This is a genomic window from Zunongwangia sp. SCSIO 43204 (assembly GCF_019904275.1).
GTDB lineage: Bacteria > Bacteroidota > Bacteroidia > Flavobacteriales > Flavobacteriaceae > Zunongwangia > Zunongwangia mangrovi.
This window is the reverse complement of the sequence record NZ_CP063204.1, coordinates 4,298,578-4,320,048: the sequence shown is the minus strand read 5'-3', so window position 1 is coordinate 4,320,048 and position 21,471 is coordinate 4,298,578. Positions and strand designations below refer to the sequence as shown.

General features: G+C 36.7%; 13 protein-coding genes. 5 read left to right on the top strand and 8 right to left on the bottom strand.

What is annotated here, in order from left to right; all coding sequences use genetic code 11:
• Positions 1-13: 13 nt before the first annotated feature.
• Positions 14-745 carry a bifunctional demethylmenaquinone methyltransferase/2-methoxy-6-polyprenyl-1,4-benzoquinol methylase UbiE gene (ubiE, locus tag INR75_RS19065; protein WP_223090071.1) on the bottom strand — a complete coding sequence of 244 codons (732 nt, stop codon included), beginning with the start codon at positions 743-745 and terminating at the stop codon, positions 14-16.
• Positions 746-884: 139 nt separating this feature from the next.
• On the opposite strand from ubiE, the gene trkA reads away from it, so the two are divergent.
• Together trkA and INR75_RS19055 are read left to right on the top strand one after the other, a co-directional pair.
• On the top strand, positions 885-2,234 hold the full coding sequence (gene trkA, locus INR75_RS19060; protein WP_084840891.1) for a Trk system potassium transporter TrkA: 1,350 nt from the start codon (positions 885-887) through the stop codon (positions 2,232-2,234).
• Positions 2,234-3,730, top strand: a complete 1,497-nt coding sequence (locus INR75_RS19055) for a TrkH family potassium uptake protein (protein WP_223090070.1) — start codon at positions 2,234-2,236, stop codon at positions 3,728-3,730. The genes trkA and INR75_RS19055 overlap by 1 nt, the downstream gene beginning before the upstream one ends.
• A gap of 215 nt (positions 3,731-3,945) precedes the next feature.
• Here INR75_RS19055 and INR75_RS19050 read toward each other — a convergent pair whose 3' ends face one another.
• Positions 3,946-5,136 (bottom strand): pyridoxal phosphate-dependent aminotransferase, encoded by a 1,191-nt coding sequence (locus tag INR75_RS19050; RefSeq protein ID WP_223090069.1) that lies wholly within the window; start codon positions 5,134-5,136, stop codon positions 3,946-3,948.
• Between the two features lie 24 nt (positions 5,137-5,160).
• On the bottom strand, positions 5,161-6,267 hold the full coding sequence (locus INR75_RS19045; RefSeq protein ID WP_223090068.1) for an acyl-CoA desaturase: 1,107 nt from the start codon (positions 6,265-6,267) through the stop codon (positions 5,161-5,163).
• 103 nt (positions 6,268-6,370) lie between these two features.
• Between INR75_RS19045 and rsmG the strand changes: the two genes are divergently transcribed.
• Positions 6,371-7,000, top strand: coding sequence for a 16S rRNA (guanine(527)-N(7))-methyltransferase RsmG (rsmG, locus tag INR75_RS19040; protein ID WP_223090067.1), 630 nt, complete (start codon positions 6,371-6,373; stop codon positions 6,998-7,000).
• Positions 7,001-7,140: 140 nt separating this feature from the next.
• Here the strand turns inward: rsmG and INR75_RS19035 are convergent, their stop codons facing one another.
• The gene (locus tag INR75_RS19035) at positions 7,141-14,415 is read right to left on the bottom strand and encodes a LamG-like jellyroll fold domain-containing protein (protein WP_223090066.1); all 7,275 of its coding nucleotides are present in this window, start codon (positions 14,413-14,415) and stop codon (positions 7,141-7,143) included.
• 287 nt (positions 14,416-14,702) lie between these two features.
• Positions 14,703-16,331 carry an L-glutamate gamma-semialdehyde dehydrogenase gene (pruA, locus tag INR75_RS19030; protein WP_223090065.1) on the bottom strand — a complete coding sequence of 543 codons (1,629 nt, stop codon included), beginning with the start codon at positions 16,329-16,331 and terminating at the stop codon, positions 14,703-14,705.
• A gap of 137 nt (positions 16,332-16,468) precedes the next feature.
• Here pruA and INR75_RS19025 point away from each other — a divergent pair, with 137 nt between their 5' ends.
• Entirely contained in the window at positions 16,469-17,200 is a 732-nt protein-coding gene (locus INR75_RS19025) for an NRDE family protein (protein WP_223090064.1), read from the top strand.
• On the opposite strand, the gene apaG is transcribed toward INR75_RS19025, so the two are convergent.
• From apaG to INR75_RS19010, 3 genes are read right to left on the bottom strand one after another with little or no spacing between them, the layout of a single operon-like run.
• The gene (gene apaG / locus INR75_RS19020) at positions 17,192-17,578 is read right to left on the bottom strand and encodes a Co2+/Mg2+ efflux protein ApaG (RefSeq protein WP_092544758.1); all 387 of its coding nucleotides are present in this window, start codon (positions 17,576-17,578) and stop codon (positions 17,192-17,194) included. The genes INR75_RS19025 and apaG overlap by 9 nt on opposite strands.
• Positions 17,579-17,600: 22 nt before the next feature.
• Positions 17,601-18,674, bottom strand: a complete 1,074-nt coding sequence (locus INR75_RS19015) for a DUF3667 domain-containing protein (protein ID WP_223090063.1) — start codon at positions 18,672-18,674, stop codon at positions 17,601-17,603.
• 17 nt (positions 18,675-18,691) lie between these two features.
• Complete coding sequence (locus tag INR75_RS19010; protein WP_223091981.1) at positions 18,692-19,945, bottom strand: DUF5103 domain-containing protein; 1,254 nt, start codon at positions 19,943-19,945, stop codon at positions 18,692-18,694.
• 168 nt (positions 19,946-20,113) lie between these two features.
• Between INR75_RS19010 and INR75_RS19005 the strand changes: the two genes are divergently transcribed.
• The gene (locus tag INR75_RS19005; RefSeq protein WP_223090062.1) at positions 20,114-21,460 is read left to right on the top strand and encodes a Na(+)-translocating NADH-quinone reductase subunit A; all 1,347 of its coding nucleotides are present in this window, start codon (positions 20,114-20,116) and stop codon (positions 21,458-21,460) included.
• The last annotated feature ends 11 nt before the right edge of the window (positions 21,461-21,471 follow it).

Sequence of the window (21,471 nt, the reverse complement as noted above, 5' to 3'; positions counted from 1 at the left end):
ATTACCTTGATAATTACTTAGATGCATTATAAATGGTAGCAACTCCTAAAGTTTGTGGATCACTTGCTACATTTATAAACCCAATTTTCTTTAAAATATTGTTGAATTTTTCTCCGTATGGGAATTCTGCCGCACTTTTACTTAAATACGTATAGGCTTCCTTATCTTTAGAAAACAATTTTCCAATAGTAGGCAAGATCAAACTGCTGTAAAATTTATAACCCTGTTTGAAGGGAAATTTAGTAGGAACCGAAGTTTCTAAAACAATAAACAATCCGCCTTTTTTAAGCACACGGTAAATTTCTGATAGGCCAAGTTCTAAGGTCTCAAAGTTTCTAACTCCAAAAGCAACCGTGATCACATCAAAAGAATTATCCTCGAAAGGTAAAGCTTCAGAGTCTCCCTGGATCATTTCAATCTGAGTTTGCAGGTTTTTGGACATAATTTTTTTACGACCAACCTTAAGCATTCCTTCAGAAAGATCTAAACCAACGATCTTTTTAGCATCGGCAGCTTCAGCGATCTGGATGGCAAGATCTCCGGTTCCGGTAGCAATATCCAAAACAGTTTCTGGCCGGTGGTCTTTAACCATTTGCACCACCTTTTTTCTCCAGCTCACATCTGTACCCATAGAAATTACACGATTTAAACCATCGTAATTACCAGAGATGTTATCAAACATTTTCTCTACCTGCTGCTTTTTGCTTTGCGAAGAACCTTGATACGGAGTAACTTTTTTGCCCATTTTTGCAATTTTGGCTCAAAGATAAGTTTTATAGAATAATTTGTAGATAAACATTTCTGAATTGTTCTTATCTCCTCAGTTTTAGGTTTATTCAAAAATAACTTACATTTGCTACTTCTTTACAATTTTAAGCTGTTATATGAAGATAATTATCGCCGGCGCGGGTGAAGTGGGCTTTCATTTAGCTAAATTACTTTCTTTTGAATCACAGGACATTACCCTAATCGATCCTAATCGGGATAGGTTGCAGTATGCAGATACGCATCTGGATATTCGTACCATAAAAGGAGATGCCAGTTCGATCGCGATTTTAAAGGAAGCGCAGGTAAAATATACCGATATGCTAATTAGTGTAACTTCTAGCGAAGCGACTAATATTACAGTTTGTGTTTTAGCGAAACAGCTTGGTGCAATGCGAACGATTGCCCGAATTTCGAATACCGAATTTTTGGAGAAAAAAGAAGAGATTGGTTTTACCCAGTTTGGGATAGACGAATTAATTTCTCCGGAAGCCTTAGCGGCGCGTGAAATTGGATTATTGCTGAACCAGTCGGCTTTTAACGATTCTTACGAGTTTGAAGAAGGAGCGCTAACCATGATTGGTTTAAGTTTATCAAGAACGGCGCGTTTTGTAGGGAAAACAGTGAAGGAAGCAGCCAGGATATTTCCGCAGCTCAACTTTGTACCCATTGCGATCCAGCGTTTTGGAACGCAGTATACTTTAATTCCGCGTGGAGATACTCAATTTAAAGAAGGAGATCAGGTATATTTTATCACGCTTAAAAGTGGGGTAGAAGAATTATATAAACTTACCGGAAAAACCAAACAGGAAATTAAAAGTGTAATGATCCTGGGCGGTAGTAAGATTGGGCGAAAAACAGCCCGAGATCTATGCCGAAATAACTTCAACGTTAAACTTGTTGAAACTAATAAAGATAAAGCCTACGATCTTGCAGACGAGTTGCCCAATACTTTGATTATTCATGGCGATGGGCGTAATGTAGAATTGCTGGAAGAAGAAAACATTCACGATATGGATGCTTTTATCGCTGTTACCGGTAATTCTGAAACCAACATCATGTCCTGCCTGGTAGCCAAATCTAAAAGTGTAAAGAAAACGATCTCTTTAGTTGAAAATATGGATTATTTTCAGTTAAGTCATTCTATAGGAATCGATACACTAATCAATAAAAAACTTCTGGCCGCTAATAATATCTTTAGATATATACGAAAAGGAGAAGTGGTTGCTATGACTAAGCTGAACAATATGAATGCCGAGCTGTTGGAATTTATTGTGAAGCCGGGATCTCAGGTAGCCGATAAAAAGATAAAAAATCTTGATTTCCCTCGTTCAGCAATAATCGGTGGAATTATTCGTCATGGCGAAGGAATTATCGCTTTAGGTGAATTTTTAATTAAACCCGGCGACCGAATTGTGGTGTGCTGTCTTCCAAGATCTATTAAGAAGGTTGAAAAATTATTCCTGTAATGCCAAAATTAAACTTTAAGGTCATTTTGCATGTCATGGGGCTGCTGTTAATTTGTAACGGTGGTTTTATGTTGCTATCGGTACTTATTAGTTTTATTTATAAAGATGGCGTAACGCTCGGGATGTCTGCCGCAGCTTTGGTGACCTTGCTTATTGGTACGCTACTCATGTTTACCACTCGTGGCCATAGAAAAGAATTAAAAGTACGAGAGGGTTATATTATTGTAAGTTTTGGCTGGATCTTTATGGCGCTAAGTGGTTCGTTACCTTATGTGATGACCAAAGCGATACCAGATTTTACCAATGCTTTTTTCGAAACCATGTCTGGTTACACCACAACTGGTGCATCTATTTTAAATGATATTGAATCCATACCGAAAGGAGTTTTATTCTGGCGAAGCTTAACCCACTGGATAGGAGGGATGGGAATCATCGTTTTGGCGATTGCTATTTTACCTTTATTGGGAATAGGAGGAATGCAGTTATTTGCTGCGGAATCTCCCGGGCCAAGTGCAGATAAACTGAAGCCAAGAATTACCGATACGGCAAAGCGATTATGGTTAATTTATGTAAGTTATACTGCTGCTGAAACACTTTTGTTAATGCTTGCAGGGATGGACTTTTTTGATGCTATAAACCACGCATTTAGTACCTTATCGACTGGAGGATTTTCAACCAAAAATGCCAGTATGGCCTATTGGAACGATAATCCAATGATACAGTATATTATCATTCTATTCATGTTTCTGGCGGGTAGTAACTTTGTGATGAGCTATTTTGCGTTTAAAGGTCGTGTGCAACGTGTTTTGCAGGACGATGAGTTTAAATGGTACCTCTATTTTGTAGGAGCTTTTACTATAATTTCATCGCTAATTGTATATTTTCAGGCAGATGTTTCACTATCTTCTATCGATCATCCAATGGTTTGGGGAGAAGGCGAAAGTGCTTTTAGACATTCTTTATTCCAGGTGTTAACGGTTATTACGACCACTGGATTTGTATCAGCAGATTTTACGATGTGGACGCCTTTCTTAACGATCTTTTATTTTGGAATGTTCTTTCTTGGTGGTTGTGCCGGGAGTACGGCCGGGGGTGTAAAAGTGATGCGCCATATTATTATGATTCGTAATGGATTTATCGAATTTAAACGTACGCTTCATCCCAATGCGATCTTGCCGGTGCGCTTCAATAAAAAGTCGATTAATAGTGATATTGTATTTAATATCCAGGGATTTTTTATCCTTTATATGTTATCTTTTATTATTGGTGCGGTGGTTTTAGCTGCTTTAGGTTTGGATTTTGAAACTGCTATTGGTGGCGCGGCTTCTTCTTTAGGAAATATTGGTCCTGCATTTGGAGCTTTGAGCCCTGTAAATAACTTTGATCTGTTACCAGATTTTGGTAAATGGTGGTGTTCTTTTTTAATGCTTATAGGAAGATTAGAATTATTTACCGTTCTAATTATCCTCACCCCATTCTTCTGGAGAAATCGGTAAGTTTCTATTTACTCGATAATCGAGATTAAATGCTCTGAGGCTTGCATCGATATAAAGACAACGTTCGAGAAAATGCCTCACTGGTTTGCACTGAGGTAGTTTATTTTAAAACTCAGGTTGAGATAATAATAGAAGACTTAAATTATATAAAATTATATGCATAAAAAAACCGGCATTAGCCGGTTTTTTTAATGTTTGCTTTTCAGAAAATAAAACTATTCAGATAAAGCAGATTTTATTCTTTTTAATGCTTCTTCGATCTGTGCTTCGCTTGCTGCGTAAGAAATTCGAATACATTCTGGATTACCAAAAGCATCACCGGTAACAGTTGCTACGAGGGCTTCTTCTAATAAGAACATAGAGAAATCTGTTGCATTATTTATGGTATGCCCTTTAATTGTTTTTCCGAAGTAAGAAGAAATATTTGGGAATACATAAAAAGCACCTTCTGGCTCTGTAGTTTCAAAACCTTCGATTTCGTTTAATAGATCGATAATTAGCTTTCTTCTGGTTTTAAAAGTATCTACCATATAGCTAATCTTACTAACTGGAGCTTCTAAAGCAGTAATTACAGCTCTTTGAGCGATACAGTTTGCGCCACTGGTTACCTGTCCCTGTAATTTATTACAAGCACGAGCTATCCATGCAGGAGCACCAATATAACCAATTCTCCAACCCGTCATCGCAAAAGCTTTAGCTACACCATTTACGGTAACAGTACGATCGTACATGTCTTCAAATTCTGCCATAGAAGCATGACCACCAATGTAGTTGATGTGCTCGTAGATTTCGTCACTTACAATGATAATATCAGGGTGCTTCGCTAATACATCGGCTAAAGCTCTAAGCTCTTCTTTAGTATATACCATTCCACTTGGATTACATGGAGAGCTATACCAAAGCATTTTAGTTTTAGGAGTAATTGCAGCTTCAAGTTGTTCTGGAGTCATTTTAAAATTAGACTCTAGCGTTGTAGGTACTTCAACAGGAGTACCTTCTGCAAGTTTTACGATTTCAGCATAACTTACCCAGTAAGGGCATGGTAAAATAACTTCGTCACCAGGATTAAGCATAGCTAAAGCTACGTTAGCTAAAGATTGCTTTGCACCTGTAGAAACCACGATCTGAGGATAGGTGTAGGTTAAGTTATTATCTCTTTTGAATTTAGTAATAATAGCATCCTTAAGCTCTACATATCCATCGACTGGCGTGTACGAGTTGTAATCGTCATTGATAGCTTGAATAGCGGCATCTTTAATGAAATCTGGTGTATTAAAATCTGGCTCTCCAAGTGAAAGCCCGATCACATCCTTACCTTCAGCTCTTAATTCACGCGCTTTCGCTGCCATTGCTAGCGTTTGCGAGGTTGCTAAATTGTTAATCCTGTTAGAGAGTTTTTCTTGCATTTTAAAATGATTAATAAATAAGTATTAAGACGATATTGCAGGCTTTGTTCCCATTTCTTTTAAATATTTAAAATGGGCGATAATCGCTGCGCGTGTGGTTTTGTATTCGTTGTATGGTAAATTACATTCCCTTGCCGTTTCTTTTACGATCTCTGCGATCTTCGAATAATGGATATGGCTAATATTTGGGAAAATATGATGTTCTACCTGATGGTTTAAGCCACCGGTAAACCAGTTTACTATTTTGTTTTTGGTTGAAAAATTAACAGTGGTAAATAATTGATGTATTGCCCATGTGTTTTTCATCGAACCTGTATTATCTGGTAGAGGCATATCGGTTTCTTCAACAACGTGGGCCAATTGAAACACTACACTTAAAATTAGACCTGCGGTATAATGCATTACAAAAAAGCCAATCAAAATCTTCCACCAAGCAACCGATAAAATAAGCATTGGTAGGACGATCCAAACCGATACATATATCAATTTAGTAATCGCAACAGTACTCCATTGCTTTATTGGATTCGGCATTTTTCCGTAAGAAAGTTTTCTTTTTAAGTATCTTTTTGTTTGCTTAAAATCTGTGGTAATCGCCCAGTTAAAAGTTAAAAGTCCATATAAAAAGATAGAATAATAATGCTGAAATTTATGAATTCTGTGCCATTTGGCATGTTTTGAAAAACGAATGATCCTACCCGCATCTAAATCCTCATCATGTCCATGGATGTTGGTATATGTATGATGAAGCACATTGTGTTGCACCTGCCAGTTATAAACATTCCCTGCAAGGATGTAAATGGTGCCTCCCATAAATTTATTTACCCATTTTTTGGAAGAGTAAGAGCCGTGATTTCCATCGTGCATAATATTCATTCCTACTCCTGCCATTCCTATCCCCATAACGATGGTAAGTAAAAGCATCCACCATTGGGAAATGTTGAGAGTGAGAATAAGGAAATATGGCGTTAAAAATAGCGAAAACATGATCGCAGCTTTTAAATGTAATTGCCAGTTTCCTGTTTTTTTGATGTTATTTTCTTTAAAATAACTGTTTACTCGCTTATTTAGGGTTCTAAAAAATTTTGCAGAATCCTTGCGAGAGAATCTTATATGTGGTTGTGATAAATCCATTTTTAAACTTAAACTATAGTCAAAGGTAAAATATTATACTTTCGAAACGAATTAAATAGCCACTTTAATACTAAATTTCTAATTTTGTTCAAAATTTGATCAGTTGGAATTAATCAGGAAATATTTTGACGGACTAAGTCCGCAGCAAATAACTCACTTCGAAAACTTAGAAGATCTTTATAAAGATTGGAATCTTAAAATTAATGTGGTAAGTAGAAAGGATATAGACGAATTGTATCTGCGTCATGTTTTACACTCTTTAGGGATTGCAAAAGTGCAAAAATTTAATCCAGATTCGCACATTCTTGATGTTGGGACTGGAGGTGGTTTTCCAGGAATACCTATGGCTATTCTTTTTCCTGAAGTGAACTTTCATTTAGTAGATTCTATTGGTAAAAAAATGAAGGTAGTAGAAGAAGTCGTTGCAGGTTTGGGGTTAAAAAATGTAAAAACCACGAACGATCGTGTTGAAAATGTCGATGGACATTACGATTTTATCATTAGTAGAGCAGTAGCCGCAATGCCAACTTTTGTGCGATGGACAAAAGGTAAAATTGCTAAAAAAAGCAATCATGAATTGAAGAACGGAATTCTCTATTTGAAGGGAGGAGATCTTTCAGAAGAACTGGCAGATTATCAAACCGCCAAGATCTATAAGCTAACCGATTATTTTGAAGAAGATTTTTTCGAAACCAAAAAAGTGGTGCATTTGCCACTAAAGTATAAAGGCTAAAATAAAGCGGAGAAGTTACTCCGCTTTTTTGTTTTTATAACTTCAAGAACTACAAAAAATAGTCTAAATTTATCTAATATCGATAGGACGTAATTCGATAATTTTTGGAAGTGTTTTTTAAACTTCGCTTCTAGAACAAATTAGTTCCTAACAAATTTTAAGTTGGTGACTCCTTTTTCTGTAAAGAGTTTAAGGATATAAACGGCAGAACTCATCTTGTTTTCCATCGGGATATAGATCTCTTCGATAACTGGTACTTCATTGAATTCTTTGATCAAACTTCCATTAATATTGTAAATAAGAATTCGGTCTATTTTCATGAATTCCGGATTTTCAAGGTAAACGCTTTCTTCATCAGAAAGGTAAGCTATGTTGAAATGCCCGGTAGGCTCATCTTCTTCGTCTTCAGCTTCATCTTCATCAGGTATCTCTGGTTTTTGAGGATCTTCCGTATTATCATCTGTGTCCTCGCTATCGTCATCTTCATCATCAGAATCATCAGGGTTTTCTGTGTCATCATCATCTTCTTCTTCCTCTTCTTCGGAATCCCCATTATCCTCGCCATCGTCTTCCTCTTCTTCATTGTCTTGCTCTTCTTCGGAATCATCTTCTTCTTCCTGATTTTCTAATTTCTGAAAAGTAATGGCAAATCTATTATTGTGATATCCACTATCTATCGTAGCAATATATTTTTCGGCCCTTAGGTCAAAATAAGTGCTATCACTGCGATCCAGAAGATAGATTTCTTTTTCTGAAGGAATGTTCTCTAAAGAGTCGATTTCAATATAAAATTCATTTGCTGAAGTAACTAAAATTCCCAGATCCAGCATACGATCTTTATTGAAATCTGGCACTCCCTGAATTACCAACGGCTCATTGTCTAACAGCCAAAACATGTCTTCACGCTGGCGGTCGTAAAGCGGGGCATCATAGCCAAGATCGAAGCCAGAGGTTGTATTGTCGTCGGCCCCCACAACGATCTGACGATTAATTCCTCCTGGAGATCTAAAATTCAATCTAATTTTTTGACGCTCATCAGCCTTCAGTTCTACACTAGCATTTTTCATAAAAACACTCTCCGGTCTCAAAAACTGAGATTCTTCTTCTGCGCCTTCTTTTTTAAAGACTCTTTGTCCGTTTCTAAAAAGAATATCTCCTGCAGTTATAGTAACATTACTGTTAGGATTATTTAAATAGCTACTAACAAAGAAGCCCTGCCCAACGGGTATATATCTTCCCGGCATTCTATCACTTTGAGCATTTGTTGCGTTAATTCTTTCGTCTGTTGCAACTGCTGGTACACTTCCTATTAAATTTAGAGTAGCATACCCACCCACATAATCTTGTAAGTAGTGAGAATTACTTTGTCCAAAATGATCCCAAAAATAAATAGCTCCATTAAATAAATTTTTATCTCCGGTAGCACCGTTAACAGAACCGCTATCTAAATTATCTAAGATAAATTGCTCAGCATCTATTGCTGAAGGATAAGGATTCCCAATAAGGAAATTTTCATCTGGTTGTATTGCTAAGGTTATATTGCCATTGTTAGGTAGACCTGTAAATGTATAATTTTGAAGCGACGAGATATCTACTGAACCAGAGGTTCCTTTCATAGTATAACCTTCACCAGCGCTTAATGTAGTGTTTTGGTCTATTTGTTTCCAACCAGCGTAGGTTGCAGTTTGATGAAAAGTATTCAGCCAGTAAGTACTAATTCTTTTTTCTCCGGAATAACTTCTAGAATCTGCCCAGGTATATTGTCTCTTAAAAGAGATGTCCTGAATTTTATTTGGATCTGTGCCGTCCTTAAGAACTTCAGCAATCGTATAACCGGAATTTGCGGCATTTGTACTAACTGGTGATGACCAATAGTTATAGTTATAGGAATTTGCTGTTCCTTGTTGATCTCGAAGAATATTTCCCGTACTATTTGGATCGAGTACACTACCTTCGGTTTGAATAAGTTGAGATTCGCCATTTAGGTCGATCACTCCATCTAACCTCAAGTAATCTGTAACGATCAATGGATTACCTGCGCTACCTCCCGGGGGATTGGTTCCGTTGATATCTAAGGTGTCTGAAATTGATATCAAGCCAAGTAATTGTAATGCTTGAGTACTGTTAGTATAAGGATAGAAAATATGTTTAGAAATCTCGACAATATTCCAGTCGATTGTTGTGTTTCCATCGATTCCATATGCTCCAGGAGCTTTCCAAACCTGCCTTTCTGATATTTCTTTTTGGTTGATTACAGAAGCTAATCTCCAGGTGGCGTCATTGGTCCAATCCAAACCTTCTTCATTTAGTACATATGGAAGTGGCGCTGTATTTTCCTGAGAGGAATTAATATTTCTCATCAGGCCACTGGTATTGTTACCTGTAAAATCTGGGGTTACACCATCAGCAAGTGCTTCAGAATTTCCTATAAGCTGATAATAGGCATCAAGGTTGGTCCAGCTTAGATCACCAGGTACATCTAAAGGGATTACGGTTCCCCTAAGTGGATTACTATTTACCTGTATTCTTTGATTCATTAAAAATCTAAGTTGCTTTTCGGTAAGGCTTTTATTCCAAATTCTTAGTTCTTCGATCCATCCGTCAAAATAATTCGATGGTACATCTGGATCTGCACTATTGTAAATTGCACCAATGATAAATGGAGCAGCGTTATCTTCAGGTAAGTTTGCGCTTCGGCTGGAGAGTCGTACACCATCTACATAAAGGCGTATAGTTCCATTTTCGTAAATAACGGCAACATGATGCCAAATTCCCTGGGTAATACGATAGGAAGTAGAAATCGAATTACCATTCCATCGAAATGCTGGTGAACCTCCATTGATCACAAAATCATATCCGCCAGTATTAAAATTTTGAATGTCTTTTTTAGCTAATATTGTCTTGGTGCCGGTACTATTCTCGGCTTTGATCCAGGCTTCTACTGTGAATGCTTCCTTATCATTCATGTCGAATGAATCGCCCATTAAGATATGATCATCTACACCATCAAAATCCAAAGTGCTGCAATCAGCCGACATTTTTAAATTAAGTTCGTCGTAATTAGAACAATTTTCATTAAAAATGGTCCATCTTAATACATACTCACCTTCATCACCGCTAAAATCTGAGTTTGGATTTGTAGCATCGCTAAAGCTGTAATTTCCCGGACCGCTTTCTACCGTCCAGATTCCCGAGCCAACTTCAGCTGTATTTGCTTGGAGAGTAGTTTCATAATAACCACAACCCAATTCCTGATCACTTCCGGTAATTGCCTGTGTAAGTTGCTCTGGTTCGATAATCGTAATGGTTTCTATCGCCTGGCATTGATTGCTATCTATAACAGTTACGGTGTATTCTCCAGGATCAAGACCAGCTAAAGTTTTACTTGTAGAGCCTGCAGCATCATTCCATAAGTATTCATAAGGATCAACACCTTCTGCAGTATATGGAGTTCCTCCAGTTGGATTTACAGTGACACTTGCTTTACCACCGTAACACACTGGTTGCTGAATATCGAATTCCATTGATATCGGCGTGTCTGGTTGTGTTATAGTTACTGTTGGAATTTGGAAAACGGTTCCTTCAGCATCTCTTACCCAAACATCGTAATCTCCAGCTTTCAGAATTCTAAAAACATTATCAGATTGATAACCACCATTTGCATTCGATTTGCTGTACTGATATGGAGCTCTACCACCAGAAGCCTGTACTGTAATAGTACCAAGTTCAGAATCAAAACAATTTAGCTGATTTGGTGTTGCCTGAGCATACAATGGTGTGAAAATTATTTCCTGATTATTTGTAGAAAAACATTTTGGGTTTTGACTTTGCCCACAGGATCTTTTTTTCTGATTGGAATAAGTAAGATAAATATTGTCTATCGAAACTTTATCACCGCAACTATAATTTATAGGAATTGCTCTTGCTTCAGAAGGTATGGCCTGTTCTTCGTAAAAACATCCATTTTCTTTTGTAACCGTTGTAATTCCCGTTTCCAGACTGGTAACGCTATAGGTAAATTCAGCATAAAGAGAATATCTGGTAGGGTTTTGATCTAAGCGAACGTAAATATATTTTTGTTCGCCATCATTACAGTTAGAAGAGTTTACCCTGTTCCCGTTTGCATCCCCAATATAGTAGCCTACAAGGCTAAAATCGTTTGACCCACAATTGTCTACATAGCATTCACCAACATATTGGTAGTAAATAAAGTCTTTACTTATACCTTCTGCATCAGTTACTGTAAGGGTAATGGTTCTATTTCCTTCATTTGGATAGGTCACTCTATGCGGTCCTATCCCTGAATTAGATGAGTATGTGCCATCGCTATCAAAATCCCAGGTGTAGGTATAAGGAGCAACTCCACCTTCGGCACTTCCATCTAATACCTCAAAATATGAGGTTCTAATACTGTCTTCTCCTTCACATATCGAAGTTGGTAAAACTTGCGCTCTTAAGATTTCATTTACCCGAACATCAATAGTCTCACTACAGCCATTTCTATCCACAACAGTTAAGGTGTAGTCTCCAGATGCCAGATCTGAAGCTCTTCGTGTTGTGGCAATAATAGTCGAGTTTCCTGCAAGTCGCCACTGATATGTGTAACCTGCTGTACCACCAGTAACATTGGCCGTAGCACTACCAGTATTAGAATTAAAAACTGTTGTCCTGGTTGTTGAAGCTGTAACTGAAAGTGCTGCTGTGGGTTGCGTAATTGTTACATTTTCAGCAATGATTCTTTCACACTCTAGATTATTTTGATCTCTAAGTTTTAAGATATAGGTTCCAGTAGAAAGGTTGCTGAAGTTAGGAGAACTTTTCCAGGTATTTCCATTATCGATGCTATACTCATAAGCACCACTGCCGCCAGAAACACCAGTGAAATCTATGCTTCCAGATGTTCCGCCAAAACAGGCAACATTGGTGGTGTTGTAGCTAGAATTAAGCCTGTCTGGCTGTGATACATTGGCAATTTGTTGAAAAGAGCAATTATTTGCATCTCTTATAAAGACCGTGTAGTTTTCAGATGATAAATTTGCGAATGTTTTACCAGATTGGAAATTGATATTGTCTATTGAGTATTCGTAAGGAGCAGTTCCGCCGGTAATATTTCCAACTATGATCTCTCCGGTAGCAGTGCCATAACAGGAAACATTGGTAATTGTAGGTGCCGTTGCTGAAATCGAACTAGGCTCTATAATTTCAATATCTTCTGAAATTTCACAATTATTAGCGTCGATTACGGTAAGCTTATAACTTCCTGCAGCTAAATTTGTAAAATCTCCGTCAGATTGAAAACTTATTTCATCAATACTATAACTATAAGGCTGCGTTCCGCCTGAAATAGTTCCTGCTGAAATTGACCCATCATTACCACCAAAACAAGAAACATTTTCGGTAATCGCTGCCGTCATAGCTAATTGATCTGGCTGCGTAATTTCAATTTCTTCTGAAATGGAGCAGTTATTAGCATCACGCACAGTCAGTGTATAATTTCCAGCGGTAAGATTTTCGAAAGTTGCATTAGTAAAGAAATCAGTTCCATTTATGGAATATTGGTAGGGGGCTGTTCCGCCTGAAATCGTTCCTGCTGAAATCGATCCATTATTACCACCAAAACAAGAAACATTTTCGGTAGTTGCCGGAATCATTGCTAACTGATCTGGCTGAGTAATTTCAATTTCTTCTGAAATGGAGCAGTTATTTGCATCACGCACTATTAGTGTATAATTTCCAGTGGAAAGATCTTCGAAAGTTGAAGTTGTAAAAAAATCGGTTCCGTTTATCGAATATTGATACGGAGCTGTTCCGCCTGAAATCGTTCCTGCCGAAATCGATCCATTATTACCACCAAAACAAGACACATTTTCGGTAGTCGCTGCCGTCATCGATAACTGATCTGGCTGCGTAATCTCAATATTTGTTGAAATTGCACAATTATTTGCATCACGAACGGTGAGTGTGTAATTTCCTGCAGAAAGATCTTCAAAAGCTGAGCTTGTAAAAAAATCGGTTTCGTTTATCGAATATTGATACGGAGCTGTTCCGCCTGAAATCGTTCCTGCTGAAATTAATCCATCATTGCCACCAAAACAAGACACATTTTCGGTAGTTGCCGGAATCATTGCTAACTGATCTGGCTGAGTAATTTCGATATTTGTTGAAATCGAGCAGTTATTTGCATCACGCACTATTAGTGTATAATTTCCAGCGGTAAGATTTTCGAAAGTTGCATTAGTAAAGAAATCAGTTCCATTTATGGAATATTGGTAGGGGGCTGTTCCGCCTGAAATCGTTCCTGCTGAAATCGATCCATTATTACCACCAAAACAAGAAACATTTTCGGTAGTCACCGGAGCCATGGTTAACTGATCTGGCTGCGTAATCTCGATATTCGTTGAAATCGAGCAGTTATTTGCATCACGAACGGTGAGTGTATAATTTCCTGCGGAAAGATCTTCAAAAGCTGAGCTTGTAAAAAAGTCAGTTCCATTTATCGAATATTGATAAGGAGCCGTTCCACCTGATATTGTTCCTGCTGAAATTAACCCATCATTGCCACCAAAACAAGAAACATTTTCGGTAGTCACCGGAGCCATGGTTAACTGATCTGGCTGTGTTATTTCGATATTCGTTGAAATCGAGCAGTTATTTGCGTCGCGTACCGTCAGTGTATAATTTCCTGCGGAAAGATCTTCGAAAGTTGAATTTGTAAAAAAATCACTTCCATTTATCGAATATTGATAAGGTGTGGTTCCGCCTGAAATTGTTCCTGCGGAAATCGATCCATCAATACCACCAAAACAAGAAACATTTTCGGTAGTTGCAGCCGTCATTGCTAACTGGTCTGGCTGCGTAATTTCAATTTCTTCTGAAATGGAGCAGTTATTAGCATCACGCACCGTCAGCGTGTAACTTCCTGCATTTAGATCTTCAAAAGTTGAATTTGAAACAAAATCAATCCCATTTATCGAATATTGATAAGGTGGAGTTCCTCCCGAAATAGTTTCTGCTGAAATCGAAGCGTCATTACCACCAAAACAAGAAACGTTTGATGAGGTGAAAGACTCTATTAAAAGTTCGTTTGGCTGAATTATGGTAATAGATTCACTACCGCTATTTCCTGCATCGTCTGAAACAGATACTACATAGGTTCCTGCCTCAAGATTTTCGATGTCTTCTTCAGAAGAGTTAAACGAATTAGGGCCAGTCCACGTAAACGTATAATTTCCATCGCCGCCCGAAATGTCAAGATCAATACTTCCGTCGTTGGCATTAAAACAACTTAGATTTACCTGAGAAGATGTGATAATAAGATCCTCTTCCAGTCCAAAAGAATCAGATTGGTTTGATAGGAATATTATAAAAAATAGACCCAGTATTAAAATAGTACCGGGGAAAGTAGTTTTCTTCATAGGCATCACAGCTTATGTTTCTTCAACTTTACTATTTTAATTTAAAGAACAGTTGTTTACAAACATTTGTATGAAACTAAAATTTCATTCGGCGAATGTAATATTTTTATTTAAGAAAATCGATAAAAGGTTGATTTTTAGGTTTAAGTGTTATGTTTAATTGTGAATTTTTCCATTTATTTTATATAATTTAAGATTTGTTTAATTTCATTTTAGCTTAATAAAATACTAAACAAAAAAGGTCGCCTATCTAGGCGACCTTAAATCAAATACTTATATGATAAAGATTACTCTTTCATAAAAGGGTATTTATAATCTGTTGCAGGAACAAAGGTTTCTTTTATTAATCTAGGAGAAATCCATCTCATTAAATTAAGTTTAGATCCTGCTTTATCGTTAGTACCACTACCTCTTGCTCCACCAAATGGTTGTTGTCCTACAACGGCACCTGTTGGTTTATCATTAATATAGAAGTTACCGGCAGCATTTTGTAAAATATCTGTTGCTTTAGCAGCTTCGTATCTATCACCAGAGAAAACACCACCTGTAAGTGCGTATTGACTTGTATTATCTACTACATGAAGTGTTTCTTCCCATTTTTCATCCTCATAAACATAAATAGTTACTACAGGGCCAAAAAGTTCTTCTTCCATTGTAGTATAATGTGGATCTTTAGCTAACACTACTGTTGGTTCTACAAAATAACCTACAGATTTATCATAATTACCACCAACAACGATCTCTGCGTCATCATCTTTTTTCACTTTTTCGATATAAGACGCTAATTTATCGAAAGAACGTTCATGAATCACAGCAGTGAAGAAATTGGTGAAATCTTCTGGAGATCCCATCTTAATAGATTGAACATCCTCTACTAAGAAGTCTTTAATTTCTGGCCATAAACTTTTTGGTAGATAAACTCTGGATGCTGCACTACATTTTTGTCCCTGGAATTCAAAAGCTCCTCTGGTAATTGCAGTAGCAACTTGTTTTGGGTTAGAAGTTGGATGAGCAATAATAAAATCTTTACCTCCTGTTTCACCAACAATTCTAGGGTATGATTTATATTTATCGATGTTGTTTCCAATCTTAGCCCAAATGTTTTTGAAAACAGCTGTACTACCTGTGTAGTGAATACCTGCAAAATCTGGACTTTCAAGTACAGTGTCGGTGATCATTTCTGGATCTCCCATTACCATATTAATTACACCATCTGGTACACCTGCTTCTTTAAATACATCCATTAATATTTGAGCAGATAGCATTTGGCTGTCACTTGGTTTCCAAACAGCAACGTTACCCATTAATGCAGCACTAGTTGGTAAGTTACCAGCAATTGCAGTAAAGTTAAATGGCGTTACAGCATATACAAATCCTTCTAAAGGTCTATATTCAACGCGGTTCCAACATCCGTCTGAAGAGTTTGGTTGTTCATTGTAAAGTTCTGTCATATACTCTACATTGAAGCGCAAAAAGTCACAAATCTCTGCAGCCGAATCAATTTCTGCCTGGAAGATCGTTTTAGATTGTCCTATCATTGTAGCTGCATTCATCTTTTGGCGATATGGGCCAGAGATTAGATCTGCAGCTTTTAGAAATACAGCAGCTCTTTGTTCCCACTCTAGTTTAGCCCATTTTTTACGAGCTTCAAGAGCAGTTTCAATTGCTTGTTCAATATGTTTTTTTTCAGCTAAATGATAAACGCCACACTCATGTTTGTGATCGTGAGGGGGGGTGATAGTAGCAGTTTTACCTGTTCTAATTTCTTCAGAACCTATGTAAAGAGGTACATCAAATTTTGTATTGTACAACTCTTTATATGTTAATAATACTTCTTCTCTTTCTGGTGTTCCCGGAGCGTAAGATTTTACTGGCTCATTTTCAGCTTTAGGAACGTGAAAAAATCCTTTTCCCATGTTATTGTATCTAGTTTTTATAGGTTTTTAAATCAATCTAAAGGTAAAAAAATAATAAGGATTTAAATCAATTAGACAGCGGTTTTAAGTAAGCTTAACTTTTTTCGTAAATTCAGCTTTCTGTTTAAGAAAAAATTATGTGTACAGTAAGTATTTTTCCGCAGGAAAAGCATTTAAAATCCTTTGTATTAAGCTTTAACCGCGACGAGGCGATGGAACGACAAACTTATCCTCCCAAAAAGGATAATGTTAATGGATGTGAAATGTTATTCCCAAAAGATGCGGTTGCCGGAGGTACCTGGCTGGGTGTAAGCGAACACAAACGTTTAGTAGGGATTATGAACGGAGAATTTAAAGCGCATAAACGCAATCCGCCTTACCGAAAAAGCAGGGGAGTGGTGGTGAAAGAATTTTTAGCTGCGGAAGATGTGAAAATGTATGCTGAAAACTATGATTTTGAAGGTATCGAGCCTTTTACAATGCTTTGTGTTGACTGGTCTTCAGATCTAATAATTATTGAAATGGTTTGGGATGCAAAACGCTTGCATGTTAAAAATATACCTTTAAAACCTCGAATTTGGTCTTCTTCACCATTGTATAATTCAGCAATGAAAGAACAGCGAGTGAATTGGTTTAATGATTTTAGAAATGCAACTGAAACTACTTCTGAAATTACTGCGGAAGCGATCTGGGATTTTCATCATAAAGCAGGTGTTGGTGATGCAGAGATCGATCTTATTGTGGATCGCGGTTTTTTAAAAACTCAGAGTATCTCACAAATTGAAATTAGCGAAAAACGGAAGCAATTTAAATATGAAGAGTTGTCTACAGGAAAAATAACCACTATAGATCTTGAAGACCTAGTTTAGGGCAAATGGTGCACTCAATTTAAAAGATGGGATCTTCACTCTAAACTTACGAGTAGAAGTAAAATTTATCATATTATAATAACCGCTCATTGCACCAAAGGGAGTGTTTAAAAGACAACCACTTTGATAAGTATGCTTTTCGCCGGGTTTAATAACTGGTTTTTTGCCAATAACGCCTTCGCCTTCTACGGTTTCGGTCTTATTTAAAGCATCTTTAATTTTCCAGAATCTCGATTTTAGCTGAACGGAATCATTACTCTGGTTTTCGATCGTGATCTTATAGCCAAAGGCATATTTTACCTGATAGCGATCGTAAAGAATGCCATCGAAAAACGTCTGTACAGAAATTTTTATGCCTTTAGTAATTTGTTCAACCATAGTGATCTTTAAATAGTGATCTTTAAAAAATTGCGAACGAACCAAATATAGATATTAGTCCAACAATTAGGGCTAAGGTAAAAAATATTATGTTGAGAATCACAAATTTAACAATGGTTTTGAATTTTCCCTGCTCGTAAAATTTCCGCAGTCCCTGGTATAGGTAGCCTATAAAAATGATGTTAGCAATATTTACTGCGTAACTGTTTTTAGTGATCATGTCTATTATTAGAGCAACCCCATATAAGATAAAACACATACTTTGCGTGTGGAAGGCAAATGTGAGATGCTCCATATAATTATATTTTGATCGAATATAAAGCAAGCTTAAAAACAGCGTGAATATTGGTAAAAAGATAAATATGATGAAGGGAAGCTTACTTATTAAGTAGTTTAGAAAGAATTGGGGATTTTCTCGTACTACATTAAAATCCTTTACCTTTTTAAATAACCAGCGATTGTAAGCAGTGTTATCTAATTTTAATTCGGTTAGCGCCTGCTCTGAATTTGAAATTTGAGTTTCCTTTAAATAATGGTCAAATAACTTGATTTTTGCACTAAACGCATCATTTATAGACATAGTATCTATTTGCTGTTGCGTTACCAAATAATCTTTGTAGCTTTTCTTTTTACTAGACTTAATAATGGAGTCTAATTGTACGAACGGGTTACCTTCAAATTCGATATCTGCGTTATTTTTTTCGCTTAGTTTCTCTAATTCTGTAGTAATATCTTCTGGATCTTTATCAAGATTAAGACCGTCGAAGGTAGTATCGTAGCCGTAAATTAAAAAGAAAACAATAGCTGTGGTTAGGAAGAAACGATAAGGATTTACATAGCGCATCCTTTTTCCGTGGATGTAATCTTTAGAGATTTTCCCAGGTTTAAATAAGAGAATTCTCATCGTTCTTATAAACCTGGAGTCGTAGGCAAAAAGACCAGAAAAGAATTCAGAAAAGAAATCGCCTAGCGCAAGTTTTTTGGTCGAATTCAGTTGTCCGCAACTTGGACAAAATTTATGTTCTTCTTCTAAACTTCTTCCGCAGTTAAGGCATTCTTCACCGCGATACTTCACTAAAGCACGCTTAGATTTCATGTAATTATTTTGGTTGGTTAGTTGCTAATATTCTCGGAATTTGCCATTCCTATTCCTATGATCCTGTCGTACCTTCCTCCAATCTCGCGATAATAGATAAGCACATGATATTCATTTTCGGTTTCATCATAATTACCGCTAATAAAGCCATCATCTATGCTTCCATCCTTATTTACAAGAATGTATTTGTAATTATAGTATCCCTGCTTAAAAAGTCTAGCATTTTCGTAATATCCGGTTTCCTCGTTGTAATGAAGTGCTGTACTATTATCAATAGTGAAATTATTAAAATTTCCGTAAATATGTAACTTTCCTCCGTTTAAAGGTTCATAATTTTTTAGGTTGAAGTGAATCCAGGTATATTCAGCTTCGGTATCTATATTTTCAGCACCAAGTTGCCGAATTACAAATCCACCATTAATATCCGGATTATAAGTATACGGGGTTGTGGCCCTTGCAATATCACGATTTAAATAATGATGATAAAGTTGATCTACATCAATTCTTGCAATATCTGCTGTTGTAGCCCTAAGATCTTTAGTGTCGAATTGTAAATATTCGTTGCCACCCCAAAACGAAGTAGGTATATCGTAGCGATAAATTAATTCGTTGCCAACGGTATATTGAGGTTTGATATTTTTAATTGCAGTTTTTAGGTTTTTATTCTGAAGAATGAGAGGTTTTACCGTTTGATCTGGATTTCTTAAAAGAATATTTGGCGATTCTACTTTAAAGTTTACGACTTGTTTTGTGTCTATAAAATTGAGATCTCTGGCTCTTTTTATAGCTACTGAAACATTTGTTTTAGATTCGTAAATCATAAATTTTCTAGAGAAAACTAATTCTTCATTTTCATTGAAAACCTTGATCATGTAGTTGCCTGAAACCTTAAGTGCCTTTGTATATTGGTTTGGAATACTTAATTCATAATGAGAAAAGGGCTGAAGTGTATTGTATGAATTTTGATAATTCATAATACGTATGTCGTCTAAGCCTTCTAAATATTCATTTTTAGAAAGCTGGCTGGGCTGCCAATTGTAATCGTAGTGTTGTATTTCGTAATAATAATCTGCTTCGTCCCCAATAATATCATCAAATGTTAAATTTAACATTCCGTTTATTGGTATCGCTGGGTTGCCGTTATTTAGCGAATTTTCACCAAATAATTGTATCGTTCTTATATAATTTGGAGGTGTTTTTTCTTCAGCTATCTGCCCAATGGCAAGGCCTGTAAAGAATAAACATGCTATCAGAAAAATTAATTTATTCATCATTAAAAAATATGGGTAAATGTAGGTACAATTAATGTACCTGTTTTTAATGCTTCTTATTTTAACAATTGACTAAGCCGAAAAAACCTTAGTTTGTTGGGAAAAATCTCGTGAAAAATATAAATTTGCACGACTTTAAAATAAACTTTATAACATACACTCCATCCTATGTCAAAAGACATTCGAATTAAAAGAGGACTTACTCTACGATTAAAAGGGGAGGCGGAAAAACAAATAGTTGAGGCCCCAAGGTCCAAGACCTATGCGATTAAACCTCCAGATTTTCACTCAGTTGTTCCTAAAATGGTTCTTAAAGAAGGAGCCAAAGTATTAGCAGGAGACGAAATTTTCTTTTCTAAGTATACAGAAGAGGTAAGATTTACTTCACCGGTTAGCGGAACCCTGAAAGAAATTAAAAGAGCTGAAAAGCGCCGAATAGTTGAGGTGATTATCGAAGCCGATGCTACAGATTCTTACAAAGATTTTGGAAAACTTAATGCAGCGACCGCTCCGGCTGAAGCTGTTAAAGAAAAGATCCTTGCAAGTGGTTGCGGTGCTTTTATCATGCAACGTCCTTACGACATTGTTGCAGATCCAAAAGATACACCAAAGGCAATTTTTATCTCTGCCGTAACTACAGCACCTTTGGCTGCAGATTTGGGCTTTGTACTTAAAGACAAAGTAAAATCTTTCCAGGAAGGGATCTATGCTTTACAAAAACTTACACCAGGGAAAATCCATCTTTCTGTAGATGATTCTTCTTATCCTGTTCTTAAGGATATCGAAGGTGTAGAGTTGCATAAAGTTAGTGGGCCACATCCTGCCGGTAACGTAGGTGTTCAAATACATGAGATCGATCCTGTAAATGCAGGTGAGCGCGTATGGGTTGTAGGTGCAGATCATGTTCCTGTGATTGGTGATTTATTTTTAACTGGTTATTTTCAGCCAAAGAAAACAGTAGCAGTTGCAGGTAGCGAAGCTCAGGAAAGAAAATATTATGATGTAATTATTGGAGCGAATTCTGCAGATCTTATTGGTAATCAAATTCCAGATGACGTTCGTATCATTTCTGGTGATGTGCTAACAGGAGATCAGATTTCTAATAATCACTATTTAGGATTTTATCACAATACATTAACCTTAATTCCTGAAGGTAACAATTACAGAATGTTTGGATGGTTGCCTTTTACTTATAATAATATCCACTCTAATTCGAAAACATCACTATCCTGGTTGTTTCCGAAGAGAAAATACGAGCCAACAACTAACCTTCATGGTGAAGAACGTGCTTTAGTGGTAACAGGAGAAATGGAAGAAGTTTTTCCAATGGATATCTATCCAATGCAGTTACTAAAAGCATGCATGGCCGGGGATCTCGAAAAGATGGAAAATTTAGGGATCTACGAAGTAGCTCCTGAGGATTTTGCATTAATAGATTATGTAAACACTTCTAAACTAGAAGCTCAGGAAATCATTCGTCTTGGTTTAGATCTAATGATTACTGAAGTAGGATAAAAAGTTTAATT